This window comes from Brenneria nigrifluens DSM 30175 = ATCC 13028 (assembly GCF_005484965.1).
Lineage (GTDB): Bacteria > Pseudomonadota > Gammaproteobacteria > Enterobacterales > Enterobacteriaceae > Brenneria > Brenneria nigrifluens.
Genome location: NZ_CP034036.1, coordinates 3,394,098 through 3,410,391, shown reverse-complemented (window position 1 = coordinate 3,410,391; position 16,294 = coordinate 3,394,098). Strand labels below are relative to the sequence as shown.

14 protein-coding genes are annotated in these 16,294 nt (G+C 56.9%); 6 read left to right on the top strand and 8 right to left on the bottom strand.

Annotated elements, in window-relative coordinates; translation table 11 throughout:
* Positions 1-44: 44 nt before the first annotated feature.
* The 5 genes from EH206_RS15920 to EH206_RS15900 all read left to right on the top strand — a co-directional run bounded on the left by EH206_RS15920 (position 45) and on the right by EH206_RS15900 (position 5,283).
* A complete protein-coding gene (locus EH206_RS15920; protein WP_009113849.1) occupies positions 45-428 on the top strand; it encodes a RidA family protein in 384 nt (127 codons plus the stop codon).
* A gap of 37 nt (positions 429-465) precedes the next feature.
* Positions 466-1,242: an IclR family transcriptional regulator gene (locus EH206_RS15915; protein WP_040343341.1), complete on the top strand. Its 777-nt coding sequence runs from the start codon at positions 466-468 to the stop codon at positions 1,240-1,242.
* Between the two features lie 15 nt (positions 1,243-1,257).
* Positions 1,258-2,454: an amino acid deaminase gene (locus EH206_RS15910; protein ID WP_009113847.1), complete on the top strand. Its 1,197-nt coding sequence runs from the start codon at positions 1,258-1,260 to the stop codon at positions 2,452-2,454.
* Between the two features lie 286 nt (positions 2,455-2,740).
* Positions 2,741-3,193: a DUF441 domain-containing protein gene (locus EH206_RS15905; RefSeq protein WP_009113846.1), complete on the top strand. Its 453-nt coding sequence runs from the start codon at positions 2,741-2,743 to the stop codon at positions 3,191-3,193.
* Positions 3,194-3,204: 11 nt separating this feature from the next.
* Positions 3,205-5,283: a tRNA(Met) cytidine acetyltransferase TmcA gene (locus EH206_RS15900; RefSeq protein WP_009113845.1), complete on the top strand. Its 2,079-nt coding sequence runs from the start codon at positions 3,205-3,207 to the stop codon at positions 5,281-5,283.
* Positions 5,284-5,289: 6 nt separating this feature from the next.
* Here the strand turns inward: EH206_RS15900 and trxA are convergent, their stop codons facing one another.
* The 8 genes from trxA to EH206_RS15860 all read right to left on the bottom strand — a co-directional run bounded on the left by trxA (position 5,290) and on the right by EH206_RS15860 (position 13,337).
* Complete coding sequence (gene trxA / locus EH206_RS15895) at positions 5,290-6,555, bottom strand: thioredoxin (protein WP_009113844.1); 1,266 nt, start codon at positions 6,553-6,555, stop codon at positions 5,290-5,292.
* Positions 6,556-6,604: 49 nt separating this feature from the next.
* On the bottom strand, positions 6,605-8,050 hold the full coding sequence (tldD, locus tag EH206_RS15890; RefSeq protein WP_009113843.1) for a metalloprotease TldD: 1,446 nt from the start codon (positions 8,048-8,050) through the stop codon (positions 6,605-6,607).
* 32 nt (positions 8,051-8,082) lie between these two features.
* A complete protein-coding gene (locus EH206_RS15885; protein WP_009113842.1) occupies positions 8,083-9,453 on the bottom strand; it encodes a TldD/PmbA family protein in 1,371 nt (456 codons plus the stop codon).
* Positions 9,454-9,610: 157 nt separating this feature from the next.
* Complete coding sequence (locus tag EH206_RS15880; protein WP_009113841.1) at positions 9,611-10,033, bottom strand: ExbD/TolR family protein; 423 nt, start codon at positions 10,031-10,033, stop codon at positions 9,611-9,613.
* Positions 10,034-10,046: 13 nt separating this feature from the next.
* A complete protein-coding gene (locus tag EH206_RS15875; RefSeq protein ID WP_009113840.1) occupies positions 10,047-10,787 on the bottom strand; it encodes a MotA/TolQ/ExbB proton channel family protein in 741 nt (246 codons plus the stop codon).
* Positions 10,788-10,862: 75 nt separating this feature from the next.
* Positions 10,863-11,711 carry an energy transducer TonB gene (locus tag EH206_RS15870; RefSeq protein WP_009113839.1) on the bottom strand — a complete coding sequence of 283 codons (849 nt, stop codon included), beginning with the start codon at positions 11,709-11,711 and terminating at the stop codon, positions 10,863-10,865.
* Positions 11,712-11,840: 129 nt separating this feature from the next.
* Positions 11,841-12,806: a FecR family protein gene (locus tag EH206_RS15865; RefSeq protein ID WP_040344011.1), complete on the bottom strand. Its 966-nt coding sequence runs from the start codon at positions 12,804-12,806 to the stop codon at positions 11,841-11,843.
* Positions 12,807-12,818: 12 nt separating this feature from the next.
* The gene (locus EH206_RS15860; RefSeq protein ID WP_009113837.1) at positions 12,819-13,337 is read right to left on the bottom strand and encodes a sigma-70 family RNA polymerase sigma factor; all 519 of its coding nucleotides are present in this window, start codon (positions 13,335-13,337) and stop codon (positions 12,819-12,821) included.
* A gap of 427 nt (positions 13,338-13,764) precedes the next feature.
* Here EH206_RS15860 and EH206_RS15855 point away from each other — a divergent pair, with 427 nt between their 5' ends.
* Positions 13,765-16,155: a TonB-dependent siderophore receptor gene (locus EH206_RS15855; RefSeq protein ID WP_009113836.1), complete on the top strand. Its 2,391-nt coding sequence runs from the start codon at positions 13,765-13,767 to the stop codon at positions 16,153-16,155.
* Positions 16,156-16,294: the final 139 nt, after the last annotated feature.

The window sequence follows — 16,294 nt, the reverse complement described above, 5'->3', positions numbered from 1 at the left end:
ACAATATTTAACCGACGATAAATCACAAACACAGGAGTGATGATATGAGTATTACCCGTTACGGTGCTGGTGAGCGTGGTGCAGGCGGTCAGCCATTACCTTTTGCGCGCGCGGTAGAGGCGGATGGCTGGCTATATGTATCCGGTCAGGTAGCGATGGAGAAGGGGGAGATCATTGATGGCGGCATTATTGCTCAAACCCATAAAGCCATGCAGAACGTGATCGCCATCCTTGAGGAAGCGGGTTATGGCCTGGAACATGTCGTCAGGGTAGGGGTGTGGCTGGATGATCCCCGAGACTTCTGGAGTTTTAATAAAGTCTTTGCTGAGTATTTCTCTGTTCATGCCCCTGCGCGTGCCTGCGTACAATCCGGAATGATGGTGGATTGCAAAGTGGAAATTGACTGTATTGCTTATAAGTCAGTATAACTGTCTGAAAGATAAGTAGTACCTGATGGGGGGAGTCATGACGGTTCCGGATGTAAAGCGGCGTGCGCGCGGGCTTGATCGTGCGTTCGAAATACTAGAGTACCTGAAAATACAGCGACAACCATTGCGTCCGCATGATATTGCCAAGGGGATTAATGCCCCGAAATCAACGGTGTATGAGTTGGTCGCGTTGCTGCAAGAACGGCGAATTCTTGAGTCGGTTGGTCATGACGGTTTGGTGTACCTGGGAAGAGAGCTCTATTTTCTTGGCCAAGCACACCTTAACCATTTTGATTTTACCCGCGAAGCCGATCATTTTCTGGAACAGATCGTCGAACGTACCCATGAGACCGCGCAGATGTGTCTGCTTAACGGGCGAAAATATAACGTTGCGCTGATGCGTGAGGGCGAGCGCGCCTTCCGTATTTCTTCTGGCGTGGGGGAGGACATCCCGCTCCCCTGGACGGCTTCCGGGCGATTGTTGCTGGGACATATGAGCGATGAAGAGATCCTCGACTTCGTTCCAGCAGATGATTTCACGTTACCGGATGGCACAAGATTATCGCCAGATCGATTTTTACATGAGATCCGTCAGTCGCACCGAGACGGCTTTTTCTCTTTCGATAGCATAGCGGATACCTATACTCACTGTTTTGCTGCCGGTGTTTACAATATTCAACGTCAGTGTATCGCCACGTTTTGTATTGTGGCGCCACGTGGTGACGCTTATGTTAACCATGATCATTACCGTAGCGTGCTGACGGAGTGCGCGCGGGCGATGGAGCAACGCTTGGCCGGAAAGCAAAGCAGATAACCTGGAGTACATGATATGTCTCACTCTGATAAAGGCAGTGCCCGATTAGGCGACAGCCTTCTGAAACAGGTCAGCCTGCCCGCACTGGTACTGCACCAACAGGCACTGAATCATAATCTGCGTTGGATGCAGAACTATGCCAATGCGCATCGCGCGCAGTTGGCGCCGCACGGAAAAACGACCATGACGCCTGCGCTTTTTCAGCGTCAGTTAGAACAAGGCGCGTGGGGAATTACCCTGGCGACAGCAGTGCAAAGCTCAGTGGCCTATGAGCACGGGGTGCGGCGAGTTTTGATGGCGAACCAACTTGTTGGCGAGCCCAATATGGCAATTATCGCTGGTTTGCTGAAACAGGGCGGGTTGGAGTTCCACTGTCTGGTGGAAAATCCGGATAACGTGCGGGTGCTGGGGGATTACTTTGGAGCTCAGGGACTACAGTTGAACGTGATGCTGGAAATTGGCGTATCCCATGGTCGCTGCGGCTGCCGAACCGATCGGCAGATTAACGCCGTGCTGGCCGCTATCGACGCTTCACCCGCGCTGGTGTTGACGGGTATTGAAGGCTATGAAGGGGTGATCCATGGCGAGCGGCCGGAAGGCGCGATCCAGGCCTTTGCCGCCTATCTGGTGGAAACCGCCATGTCGCTACAGGGACAAGGGCGATTTGGCATTCGTCATCCTTATATCACCGCGTCTGGTTCTGCCTGGTACGATTTGATCGCTGGCGAATTTGCCCGGCTACAGGCGGATATGTTGTTTACTCCTTTGCTGCGACCGGGGTGTTATCTGGTTCACGACCATGGATTATATAAAGTGGCGCAGGCCGGTGTGTTGCATCGTCATCCGGAGATGGATGGCGCATTGCTGCCAGCGATGGAAGTATGGGCCCATGTGCAATCCCTGCCAGAGGCAGGATGCGCCATTATCGCATTTGGCAAACGGGACATCGCCTTTGACGCCGGATATCCTGAACCGCTGTGTCATTATCCTTCAGACGAACGTGATCCTGTTGTCTTTGGGCGGGACTATCGCATCACGGCAATGATGGATCAGCACGCCTTTTTACAGATACCGGCGGAACACGGTCTTCGCGTGGGCGATATCATTGCGTTTGGCGCCTCTCATCCGTGTCTGACATTTGATAAGTGGCGCCAGGTCTGTTTGGTCGATGATGATCTGAACGTTGTTGAAATAATGCCGACATTCTTCTGACGCTATGCCTGGCTGGTTGAATATCCCCTTCATTTTGTTACCGGGCCCCTTGTGGGCCTTGTCCCGTTAGGACGCCGCCTTCCTGCATCTTGGAAAAAACACCGCGCGTTGTCCCCCGGAGACGGGAGGGATAATCCACCATAAATATATTGGGTATTTTCAATAGGGTTTATGGGTGGATTTTGTGAATTAATCCCTTGAGTCACATTGTCTGATGCTATCATTAGTCGCTTTTGCGTATGTCGCTCTCGATGACTTTTTTCTGACTTATGGGCAAGGATTTTTCATGGCCTACTTTGATCCAACGCTGTTGATCCTGCTGGTTCTGGCCGGACTGGGCATTATCAGTCACAACATGACCGTTACGCTGGCTATTCTGATTTTATTGGCCGTGCGCATTACCCCGCTGAATAACTATTTCCCGTGGATAGAAAAATACGGTCTGACGATTGGGATTGTCATTCTCACCATTGGTGTGATGACGCCGATCGCCAGCGGAAAAATTAGCGCGGCGGACGTCATTAACTCTTTTCTGAGTTGGAAATCGCTGCTGGCGATTGTTATTGGCGTCGTCGTGTCCTGGCTGGGGGGGCGAGGCGTTTCCCTGATGAGCAACCAGCCTTCGGTAGTGGCGGGGCTGCTGGTGGGAACCGTGATGGGCGTGGCGTTGTTCCGCGGCGTCCCGGTCGGGCCGTTGATTGCCGCGGGTATTCTCTCTTTACTGATCGGTAAAACCTGATCGTCTTTGCCATGACCGACTTCTTCTCCGATTTCGTCAACGGCCAGCGCCGACAGCGGCACAGCCGCGTGCGTCGCCTGATGGTGCTCAGCGGGGAGCCGGGCTGGTGCGAAATCCAGGCGCTGAGGCTGCGCCGTCAACTGGAGGGCGATTGGCTGTGGATTGGTGCGCATGCGCCGCCGGGCGTGACGTCGTTAGCCGCCGCTAAGGTGCGGACCTTGCTCGGGCGGGAGTTCACCCATGCGATATTTGATGCCCGCCAGGGGCTGGACGTGGAAGCCTGGGCGATGCTGGCGGGTACGCTGCGCGCCGGAAGCTGGTTGATCCTGCTGGCGCCGGAATGGCAATCGTGGGCGCATCGGCCGGATGAAGACAGCCTGCGCTGGAGTGAACGGCCCCAGCCGATCTCCACGCCCCATTTTGTCCGCCATCTTCAGCGGCATTTGCTGGCGGATGATGAAGTCGCCGTCTGGCGTCAGGGTGAGACGCCGGCAGTCAGCCCGCTGCATTCGCGGCCTGAGCGGCAGCCCCCCGACGGCGAGCCGACGGATCAGCAACTGGCGGTTTTGCAACAGTTAATCGCCGCCCCGCCGGGCGTCTATGTGGTCATAGCGCCGCGCGGCCGGGGCAAGTCGGCGCTGGCCGGCATGTTGACCCGACGCCGCGCGGGAGCGTGCTGGGCTACCGCGCCTTCCCGCTCAGCCACCGACGTACTGCAACGGCATGCCCGCGGCGATACTCGCTTCTGGGCGCCTGATGCGCTGCTGGAACATTGCCGCCTCAATCCGCGCCCCGCGGTTGATTGGTTATTGATCGATGAAGCGGCGGCGATCCCTTCTTCGGTGCTGACGGCGCTGCTGCCCTATTTCCGGCGTATTCTGATGACCACCACCGTGCAGGGGTATGAAGGCACCGGGCGCGGTTTCCTGCTCAAGTTTTGCGCCTTGCTGCCGCAATGCCGGGTTTTTACTCTGGATAAGCCGCTACGCTGGGCTGAGGACGATCCGCTGGAACGCGTGCTGGATAATGCGCTGCTGTTTGCGGAACCCGGCCTGATAGCGGACGAAAGCCATTCGGCGCCGTCAGGCGCCGCCCCCGAGCTGCGTGAAGAAAGCGCCGCCGGCTGGCTGCGGCGGCCGCAGCGTTTACAGCAGTGCTATGCGTTGTTATGCAGCGCGCACTACCGTACCTCGCCGCTTGATTTGCGCCGTCTGCTGGATGCGCCCGGTATGCATGTCTACAGCGCCAGCGTAGCCGGCGCGCTCAACGGCGTGCTGTGGCTGGTGGATGAAGGCGGTTTATCCCGCGAGCTGGCGCACGAGGTGTGGGCCGGGCGGCGCCGTCCGCGCGGCAATCTGGCGGCGCAATCGCTGGCGGCGCATGCCGGGCTATGGCGTGCGCCGACGCTTCGCTCGCGGCGCATCAGCCGTATCGCGGTGGCTGCCGTTTACCGGCGGCAAGGCATCGGGCAAGCCATGATCGCGCATCAGATACTGGCTGCGCGGTCACAGGGATTGGATTATCTGTCGGTCAGTTTCGGCTACCAGCCGGCTCTGTGGGCCTTCTGGCGTTCATGCGGTTTTCAACTGGCGCGCATCGGCAGCCATCTTGAGGCCAGCAGCGGCTGTTACAGCGCGATGGCGTTATTGCCCCTGAGTGACGAAGGTTATTCACTGGCCGAGCAGGCGACCCGGCAACTGGCGCGGGATTGGTTCTGGCTGTGTCGCGTCATCCCGCTCGATCTGCCGTTGCCGCTGGATGAAAGCACCGCGCTGGATGACGAGGACTGGCGTGCGCTTGCGGGATTCGCTTTCGCCAGTCGGCCGATGGAGGCCAGCTTCGCCGCGCTGTGCCGGCTGCTCGCCAATAGCGCATTACCGTTGCCCGCGCTGCGTCTGCTGGGTGAAAAACCGCGGGATATCGAACAGATGGTCAACGCACTCGGCCTGTCGGGGAAAAAAACGTTGCTGCAACGCTGGCGTGAAGAAACCGCACTGGCGCTGGAACAGCACGATAGCGCGGCATATGATGTCTGGCGACGCCGGACGCAGCCTGACGGGGCGATATCGACGGAAGGGGGCGCTAAATGACCGCCGTTACTCAGGTTGTGGTTTGCAGAGCGGCGCGTTACGCAGCAGGCGCCATAGTTTTTCCTGCAATGGCGCTTTTTGCTGCTCTTGCAGTGAGGGATATTGCCGGTAAAACTCGTCTTCTTTGGCGGAAAATTCGGGGTTTTCCTGAAGCCACCGTGCGCGCAGTTCGGCGATGCGTTCATCCGTCAGCCGTTTGCCGGGCGCGGCCGCTTCATGCTTCTTAAACCACAGGTGGCGCTTGTCCGGCGTTGCGCGCTCTTCATTGCTCCATCCGGCCTCAATGCGTAGAATTTCCGCCAGTGCGAAGCCAAGATAGAGCTTGATGCCTTGCCAGCTAGCCGCATCGGCAGGGGCCGGCGGCGGGGAGAGTATGGCAAGCAGGGCGGCGATGTTTTTTTCCAGCCCCTGCTCAATTCCGGCCTTTTCTTGCCGCGCCGTCGCCTGCTGGTGTAATCGCGCCCATTCGCTTTCGGCCACCGTCTCACCGGCGGCCTGACGGGCCGCGAGGCGCCGCCACTGCCGGCGCAGGTCGTCCAGCGAGCGATCCGTCAGCCAGTCCGACCAGGGATTTTCCGCGTCGCCTAACCAGAGATGGAGCCATTGCAGCGGTATGTCGCCTACCGCCTTACCTGGCCCGACGGCGTCAAAGAGCGCATCAACCTGCCGCGGGGTGGCGCAGGTGAGATTCTCCAGTAGTAACGCGAGAGAGGCCGGCAGCCCGGTAACGCGCTCAAAGACCTCAATACGGGCGCAGTGGACAAAAGCTGCGGAGATGGTGCCTTTGTTTTCCTGCCAGTATGGCGAGAAGGAGATGGCGATCTCGCCGTCTGCCGCATGTTGCCGCAGACGCTGATGTAAGAAAGCGTGCAGAGAGGCATCGCCATAAAACGCTCCCCAGCTTACGGCGGCGTCGGTCACCGGCTGCGCATTCTGCTGAACGGTAATCTGGTGCGATGCCAACCAGCCGCGCAGCTGCGGCAGCGTTTTCACGCCGATCTGCCGCGAGATTTCCCGCCCGTCTTTGAACAGCAATAGCGTGGGGATGCCGCGAACGCCAAAACGCCGCATGAGGTCGGGATATTGCTCGACATTCAGCTTGGCGACGGTCAGATCGTCCGGCGTGTTGTCGGCCAGCGCCTCCAGCAGCGGCGCCAGCGTTTTGCACGGTTGGCACCAGGGCGCCCACAAATCGAGCAATACCGGTTTGTCGCTATTTTTGAGCAAGTTATCCAGCGTGGCATCGCTGGCGGTGATAATGACGTCGGACATCGTTTCTCCCTTTAGGCAGGCAAGTGCGCAAAAACGTTCGGCGAGCGCTTCACTGCGAACCGCCCACCGTCATATTATCGATACGCAGCGTCGGCTGACCGACGCTGACGGGTAATGTCTGGCCTTCCTTGCTGCAACTGATATTGCCCTCGTCCAACGCCAGATTATTGCCGACCATCGAAACGTGCAGTAGCGCCTCCGGTCCGTGGCCGATCAGCGTCGCCCCCTTCACCGGACGGGTGATTTTCCCATTTTCAATCAGATAGGCTTCGGTGGTTGCAAACACATACTTGCCGCTGCTGATATCGACCTGTCCGCCGCTAAAGCCGGCGGCATAGACCCCGTTCTTCACCGAGGCGATAATCTCGTCGGCGGGATACTGTCCCGCCAGCATATAGGTATTGGTCATGCGCGGCAGCGGCAGCGAGGCGTAGGAGGTCCGGCGGGCGTTGCCCGTCAGTGCGGCGTTCATCAGCATGGCATTCAGGCTGTCCTGCAAGTAGCCGCGCAGAATACCGTCTTCAATCAGCGCGGTGGTCTGGGTGGGGGTGCCTTCATCATCCACATGAAGCGAACCGCGGCGTGATGCCATCGTACCGTCATCCACCACGGTAATGCCTTTGGCCGCAACGCGTTCTCCCAGCAGATTGGAAAATGCCGAACTACCTTTACGGTTGAAATCGCCTTCCAGCCCGTGCCCGATGGCTTCGTGCAGCAGGATGCCGGGGGAACCGGCCCCCAGCACCACGCTGTAAGTGCCGGCGGGAGCCGGGCCGGCTTCCAGATTGTTCAGCGCTTGATCGACGGCTTTGCATACCCAGCGGGTCACGCTCTCTGCGTCGAAGAAGCGATAATCGAGGCGTCTTCCGCCGCCGCTGGAGCCGGTTTCGCGGCGGCCCTGTTGTTCCGCCACGACAGCGATCGTCAGGTTGACCAGCGGGCGGACATCGGTAGCCAGTTTGCCGTCGTGTCGGGCGATCAGGATGGTTTCATATGACGCGCCAAGATAGGCGCTCACCCGGGTGACGCGCGGATCGCGGGCTTTGGCCTGGCGATCGATGGATGCCAGCAGGTCGCATTTTTGCCGCTCGGTGATGGAGGTCAGCGGGTTATCCTGCGGATAGAGTGAAGTTATGCCTTGCGGCAGCGACGCAGGCAGCGCCACGCTGGCGTTTTGTCCCTGCCGGGTAATTTCTCTGACCGTACCGGCCGCATTCAGCAAGGCGGCGGCGGAAATGTTATTGGTATAGGAGAACGCGGTTTTTTCCCCGCTGACGGCCCTGACGCCGATGCCCTGATCTCGGCTGAAACCGGTCGGACGCACGATGCCGTTTTCCAACTGCCAACTTTCCTGCTGGCGGCGCTGAAAATAGAGATCGGCATAATCCACCTGGCGCTGCATGATATGATTCAATGCATGACCAAGTGCCTTGGTCTCCAGTGAAAAAGCGGTCAGCGCCGGGGAAAGTGAAGCATCCGTAGCCTGGGTTGCCATTTGATTATCCTGTTTCTGTAAAGGGGCTGGAATTACCGGCCTGCGACCTGCATCTCTTCAATCAGCATCGAACCACAGGTCAGTTGGCCTTGCGTGTGCGCGTCGGCGCCAAGCGCAACGCACTGCCGCAGCATAGTTTTCAGGTTGCCGGCGATGGTGATCTCCTCCACCGGATATTGAATTTCCCCGTTTTCCACCCAGAAGCCAGACACGCCTTGAGAGTAATCACCGGTTATCGGGTTCAAACCCTGTCCCAGCAGGGTGGTGACCAGCAGGCCGTTATGCAATTTTCGCCGCAAGGCCGGCAGGTCGTCGCCGGGTTGGTTCTGGCTGCTGTTGACGGTGAGGTTATAGGCGCCGCCTGCGTTACCGGTGGTGACCAGCCCCAGACGGCGAGCACTGTAGCTGGACAGGAAATAGCCCTTGGCCAGCCCCTGATGAATGATAGGACGTGTTGAGGCGGCGACGCCCTCGCTATCAAAACAGGCGCTGGCCAACCCTGTGGGAATAAACGGATCTTCATGCAGGCTCAGATGGGGGGCGATAATACTTTCCCCCAGACACGGCCCCAAAAAGGATGAAGCGCGGTAAAGCGCGCCTCCGCTCAGCGCATTGACCAGATGGTGAATCAGGCTGTGCGCAACCGGAGCTTCAAATAATACCGGACAGCGGCGGGTAGAGAGCTTTTGCGCGCCCAGTTGCGCCAATGCGCGGCCGGCGGCGGTTGCGCCGATTATTTCAGGGTGACCCAACTGCGCGGGACTACGGCGGGTCATTCCCCAATAACCTTGTCGCCGCTGCGTATCGTCGCGGGCCAGCGACTGATTCCACAGCGAATGGAAGGAAGAGGGATAGCCCGCGCAGAACCCGACGGAGTTAGCCAGAATAAATTCACTCTGTTGAGAAGCGATTTCCGTACTTTCGCTGTAACAGCGCCCCGGCTGCGCGTCATCGGCCGCTTTTTCCGCCCGTAGCGCCAGCGCCAGGGCCTGTTCGACCGTCAGGCTTTCCGGTTCATAAAGTTTGAGATCGCGGATATCGGTCGCCAGGCGTTGTTGGTCCGGCAGGCCGCCGTAAGGATCTTCATCGCCATATTTTGCCAGCATACAGGCGGATTCCACGGCTTCCTGTAGCGCCTCCGAGGTGAACTGGGTAGCGGTGACGGTTCCCGAGCGCTGGCCGAAGTAGACGGTGACCGATAGAAACTGGCTGTGGTTCTGGGTAAGCGTATCAAGATCGCCGTTTCTGACCCTGATGTTGCGTCGGTCGCCCTGTGAGACATTGACCGAGCTCTGGCCGGCACCTTTTGCGGCGGCCAGCGATAGCGCCTGCTCTGCGACAAGTGTGAGGGTTTCAGACTGAGGCGCCCCGGCAGCGGGCGTTTTATAAACAGACGGCATCATTCGGTATCCGTGGAGACGGGGTTCTACTGGGTATGTGCAATCGGGCGGGGAAAGCGTCACCGGCGGCCGGCGTTTTCTTCTCTGCCGAGGTGGGAAAAGCACAAGTCGCTAAAACGGGTGGCCCTCATGAAGAGGGCCTGGCGATTTGTAATCAATATCAGGGCGTTTTTACCGGCTGCAACACAAAATCGATTTTGCTCAGGCCGCGCTGCTGGGCGCTGGTCATCACATAGGCCACCCGTCCGTACTCTACCGCCTGATCGGCGAAAAGACGGATATTGGGACGGGTTTCCTCGGCGGCGGCGCTATCAAGCCGGGCGGCCAACTGGGCATCGTCAATGGCTTCTTTGTTCCAGTTAATCTGCCCGGTGGCGGTGATGGAGATAGCCACCGCCTGCGGATCTTTCTTGATCTTCTCAACGTTGGCCCGCGGCAAATCCACTTTGACGGCGTGATTAATCACCGGCAGGGTGATCATGAACACAATCAGCAGCACCAGCATGACGTCAATGAACGGCGTCATATTAATGTCGTTGAGCAGCGCGTCGTCCTGGTTTTCAAACGGAGATGACATACTCATCGTATTTTCCTCATCAGGCGGAACGTTCGACCGGGATAGGCTGTTGCTGACCGTTCGGCGTGTGAATATCGGCGCTCGCCGGGTCAACGCGGGCGCCGGTCAGCAGGTAGGCGTGCAGATCGTGGGCGAACCGGTTCATGGCGTGCAGCACAACGCGGTTGCGGCGATTGATGGCGTTAAACCCGAGTACGGCGGGAATGGCGACAAACAGGCCGAAGGCGGTCATGATCAGCGCCTCGCCCACCGGGCCCGCCACTTGCGCCAGGTCGGGCTGGCCGATGGAGCTGATGGTTTGCAGCGCATGGAAAATGCCCCACACCGTCCCCAGCAGACCGATAAACGGCGCGGTACTGCCGATGGACGCCAGCGTGCCGAGACCCGACTGCAATTTTCCGGCGCTGTTATCCAGCGTATTGCTCAATCCTCGAACCAGCCAGTCGCTGAGATCGACGTGCCCGCCCAGCGTCGAAGAGAATTTATGCGGATGTTTCAGCAGCGCGTGTCCGTCAATCACCAGCTCGCGAAACGGGTTAAAACGCGCCTGTCCAAACTGCTTAAGGCTGCCCTGTAACGTCGATGCCTGCCAGAACGCCTGCCGGCTGTAATTCACGCTTTTATTCAGCGCCAGTAATTGCAGGGCTTTTAGCAGAATAACGGTCCAGGAGAGCAGCGACATCACCAGCAGGATAATGGCCACGGAATGGGTTACCGCATCGCCCTGTTGCCAAAAATGATAAATGTCCAACGTGTTCATATGTTACCTCTTATGCATAGCCTTATTCGGATGTTTTCCGTTAATCCGCGTAGGGTTAATTAACGCGGTCGGTTATTAACGCGATAGCTTGAAGTTCACTGGCTGAAGCGTCATTACGCTAATGGCCTGACCGTTTTCGCGGTACGGCGAGCAGCGTGTTTGCGCCACCGCGGCCATCGCCGCCTGATCCAGCGCTTCATATCCGCTGCTGCGGGCGATTTCATGTTTCAATAAACGGCCTTCGGGACCGATCACCAGACGGATCAGCGCCTCCCCCTGCTGTTGCAGGCGTCTGGCGCGGCGCGGGTATTCCGGTTGGGGTACGGCGCAACCCACCGACGCGACATGTTTGGGCAAGGCCCCCGGATTGTTCTGCATCATATTGCCTCTGCCGCCGGGGATCGGTTCAGCTGCGTTTGTCGGCGTGGCGGACGTTGACCGATGCGAGGTTTGGGCGACAGGCTGAGGCGCCGCGACGGTTTTCGGCTGTACCGGCCATGGTTTGACGGGCGGTTTGGGCGGCGTTTTTTTTACTTCGCGCTTAACCGGCGGCGGTGGTTTGGGCGACATTTGCGGTTTTTCCGTCATCGCTTCAATCTCGCGTTCGCCCCGATCGGCGGTTAGCACCGGCGGCGCCGACGATATCTCTGGTATTGGCTCAGGTTCCGGTTCTTCAACCAAGGTGGCAGAAATAGTGACGCTTTCCGTGGGATTAACCAGACTGAGCGGCGTATATTCCGTGGTTCGGGTGATGAGCAGCGCCAGCGCCGCCGCATGCAGCAATACCACCGCCAGAAAGCTGACGGCCATTTTCTTGCCGTCTCCCCGGATGGGCGTCTTCACGTCGTTGCGTGGCGCGGACTCGGCGTAGTGCCATGAGGGGTGACTGGCCCCGACGCGCTCTTGTAATAATGCCTGTTGCACGTATACCCCTGCTTTTGCTGCTTTGTCGAACAATCAATCCTGATCTGCCTATCAAGAACGCCCTCTATAAGGTATGTGCGGCGAAAAAGAAAAAGCGTTACCCTATGGCGTGAATTTCTTCGTGCCGTTTCACAGGCTGGCCGCGCGGATATGTATCCAGTAATCCGTGGTATGTACGATGGCGATGGGCATGGTTTGCGCCAGTGAATCCAGCGTGTAGTTAATGTCGTCCAGCGGGAAGTTGCCGCTCACGCGCAAAGCGGCGACGGCGGGATCCAGACGGATGAATCCCGGCGTGTAGTCGCGTAGCGTACGGACGACGGAAGCCAGCGAACGATCGCGAACCTCCAGGCGGCCTTGCAGCCAGGCGGTTTCTGCGTCCGGGCTGATGGCGATGTTGTAGAGCGTGGTTTGATCGAACCAGACGCCGTGACCGGCCGGAACCCGGACGCTCTGGCCGAGCCGGTTGGTAATCTTGGCGATGTTGTCCAAAACGCCGACGTGTACGCCGCCATCCTCATAATGCACGTTCACATTGGCCTGCAACGCCACGATCTCCCCCATGTGGGTGGAAATCATGAAGGGGCGGCGGGCGTCCTGAGCAATGTCGGCCAGCACGCCGCCGCTGCGCAGTTCAATCCGGCGCACCGCCTTGTCGGGAGACATATTGATATTCACCGCCGTGCGGGCATTCAGGGTCAGGGTGCTGCCGTCATTCAGCGGGATCGCTTGCCGCTGCGCGGTGGCGGTTTTCGCATCGGACAATAGCGGCGACAGCGGATAGTGCTGATTTAACAGCAGGCTGCTTAGTGAGAACACCGAAATCATGCCCAGACCATATTGCAACGCTTTCCGCCGGCTGGACGGCGCCAGCAGGGCCTGCCGGATCGGCTCGTGCGGCAGCGCCTGAATCAGGGGCTGAAATTGTCCCAACGTTTGTTCGATGCGCTGACAGGCGCGTTCGTGCAGCACATTCGCGCGCCGCCAGCGTTGGTAATCATCATAATCGCTCTGGGTGGCTTCGCCTGAGCGCAACAGCACCATCCATTCAATCGCCTGCTCGGCGATCGGGTTATTCATCTGTCGTTTGGCCATGATACCCATCGGTTAATTGTCGCCGTCTTGCGTCGCCAGGTAGCAGTTGGTCAGCGCCTTGGCGATATACTTCCTGATCATACTGACGGAAACGCCCAATCTTGCGGCAATATCGGCATAGGTCATTCCGTCGAGTTGGCTGTAGAGAAAGGCCTGTCTGGCCTTGACGGATAATCCTTCCAGCGCCTGATCGATAGTGAGCAGCGCTTCCATCAGCAACTGCTGTTCTTCCGGGGACGGATGATAAAACTCAGGCTTGTTCGCCAATGCGGCGAAGTAGGCTTTTTCCAGATCGCGTTTGCGCCAGTTTTCATACAGCACGCGCTTGGCAAGGGTGGTCAGCATGGCGCGCGGCTCTTGCACGTTGGCCAGGTCGGGCAGGGAAGCCAGCCTTAAAAACGCCTCTGACGCGACATCTTCCGCTTCACAGCCATAGGCAATGCGCCGACGAAGCCTTTCCGTCAGCCAGCGGTAATCGCTGCGAAATATCAGTGAGAGTAGATCCGGTTTTTTGCCAGCCTCTGTGTACATGGGGCATCCTCAAGCGTCTGAACTATAAACAAAAGCAATTCTGTTTGAGCTGTGGATGACCCAAAAGCACAAAACAAAGAACGAAGCATTTTGTAAGCAAAGCAAAGGTTCTGTTCGTTTTTTGTAAAGCAAAATGCAAATGAGTCAAACGACGTATTTCTCATATGTTTATTTATAATTGTGATTTTCCCCATCAAATAATAAAGAAAGATAAGCTATTTCTCTTGCCGTTAATTACGGCGATGATGAGGGATTCAGGTAATAAAAAAGAATTAACCGCAGATAAAAATAATGAAAATTAAATAAAAAATATCTTTTGCCAAAATTTATTTATTTTTATTGTCGCTTTTCCCTTGTCGTTGCACAAAACAGATGAAGACCAAAAAAAACAGGTATACAACAACTGTGATAAGGCATGGGGATTAAAATGAGAAAGCAGCAAAAATATTTCAATACATCAGGGCTTGGTTTTAAAAAACGTTTATTTTTCGCCAGAGTGTTTACCATTAATGCCGCCAGCGCGTTGATATTGAGCGCCGCGGCAGTGCCCATGACGGTACAGGCCGCGGAGGAAACGATTACGTTTTCAATTCCCGCCGGGGATTTACAAAAAGGACTGTTGGTCATCGCCAATCAAAGCCGGCAGACTATCTCTTTTAATCCCGCGCTGGTGGCGAATTATCAGGCCGCCGCGCTGAACGGCCGATATACCGTGCGTCAGGCCATACTACGCCTGCTGCACGGCAGCCCGTTGTTATTGACCACCACGGACAATGGCACGCTGACCATTGTTTCATCTCAGGGCAATGATGTTGATGCGGCGAAAGCGAATGATAAAACATTGCCCGCGATCACCGTTACCGGCGCCAGTGAGGATGAGTCCGTATTGAACCCCGGCAATTCCTCTTCCGCGCTGCGTATCAATACGCCATTGCAGCAGACGGCTCAGTCGGTTCAGGTGATCAGCGGGAAGCTGATCACCGATCGGCAGGCTTCGACGCTGGAAGAGGCGTTGAAAAACTCTGCCGGGGTCACGGCGATTCGCTCGAACAGGGGACAGCTGACTTACTGGATGCGCGGCTACAACGTGACCTCCGGCCTGACTGACGGGGTCGCTGGCTCCAGTCGATCGGGGGTAGGGCAGGGAACATCCGTTGAGGGCATTGAGCGAATTGAGGTCCTGAAAGGGCCGCAATCCGTGCTTTCGGGCAGCAGTTCGCCAGCGGGGACCATCAACCTGGTGCGCAAGAAACCGGTTACCGAGACCCTGCGGCAGGTGAAGGTGGAGGCAGCGCGTTATGGAGAGTTCAAGACGGCCATTGATCTGGGAGGCGCGTTGACCGACGATAAAGCATTTAGCTATCGTCTTAATGCTTCGACAATGAAGTCCGATAATGCCTTTCCCGATTATAACGGCAACCATAGCGACTATCTGGCGCCCGTATTAGCGTGGAATGGGGACTCGACCCGCATCCTCATTGGTGCTGAAATCAGCAGGGACAGAAACTCCGGTCCGGCGGGGACGTTCTACAGAAACGGGCAAATACAGAAACTACCGGTATATCGTCTGGGTGATAAGGACGATCATTTCAGGAACAAAACCACCAATGCCTATTATGATCTACAGCAGGATCTATTCGGCGGTTGGACGTTCAACAGCAAGGCTAATTTCCAGAGTACCTCCGGCCAGGTAAAGATGAATGAAACGCTGGATATTCAGTCGAATGGCAACAAGATCAGCCACCCGTTAGCCAATAAATACACCGACCTGTCCTGGAATTTGCAAAATGACATTCGCGGGGTCATAGAAACAGGTCCGGTGAAGCAGACGTTGCTATTCGGGCATGATTATCAACATGAACGCTATAACAGCTACGACAGTAGGTTCGTACTACTTTTTAACGGTAACGTCTATAACCCGGATTCGCTCGTTTATCCGGGGATTGGCGAACCGGACTATCGGGCCAGTCGCAGCACGATAATTCAGAGTGGGTTTTTGCTACAGGACTCGATTGATTTATGGGATCGTCTCCATGTCCAGGTTTCTCTTAAACGTTCCAGTTGGAATAACACCTATCAGACCAACAATGCGGCGCTTGTCCGCTATAAAACCGATAAATGGATCCCCAACTATGGCGTCAGCTTCGATATCACGCCGGATGTGACGGTCTACGCCAACTATCTCAACAGTTTCAGTGGTAATGCGCAACTTGACCGTCGTACCGGGGAAGTTCTACCGCCCGCCACCGGCAAGTCGAAGGAGGTCGGGTTGAAGGTGAACCTGCTGGACGATAACCTGACGCTGACTACCGCGTTATTCGATATTCGGCAGGATAACGTGGTTGTTTTCAGAAACGGGATACCGGTTGGGGCCGAAGGGCGGAAGACGGAAGGCTTTGATGTCGACCTGAACGGCACCTTGTTGCCGGGCTGGGAGCTAACGGCCAGTTACACCTATACGGACAAGAAAACCCCGAACAGTAGTTTCTGGAATTCGTTCAAAGACACGCCGCGCCATACTGCCAATATATGGACCTCCTATGAGATTCAGAACGGCCTGCTTCAGGGGGCAGGGGCGTCTATCGGTATCAGCGGAACGTCGAAAACTACGCAGAACGGCACTATCGGCAATTACTTTACGGTCGGTAGTCAGACGCAGACCGATGTGGCGATATTCTATCGCCAGCCATTGTGGTCGCTACGGTTCGGCGTGAATAACGTCTTCGATCGCGATCTCTATTATTCCACTTCGACAGATGACTATGTAGGAGTGAAAGATGGTCGAACCTGGCGTCTGACCGGCACCTATGCGTTCTAATCGCTGAGCAGGCAATCAAGCGTCTATGCCCGCATTAGCGGGCATTTGTTCTGGATGTATTGAATTGATTAAAAATATGTCGATCCGCATTGGCATCGCGTCGGCACTACACCAGGCGTGTCAGCGGCTTATAGTCTGA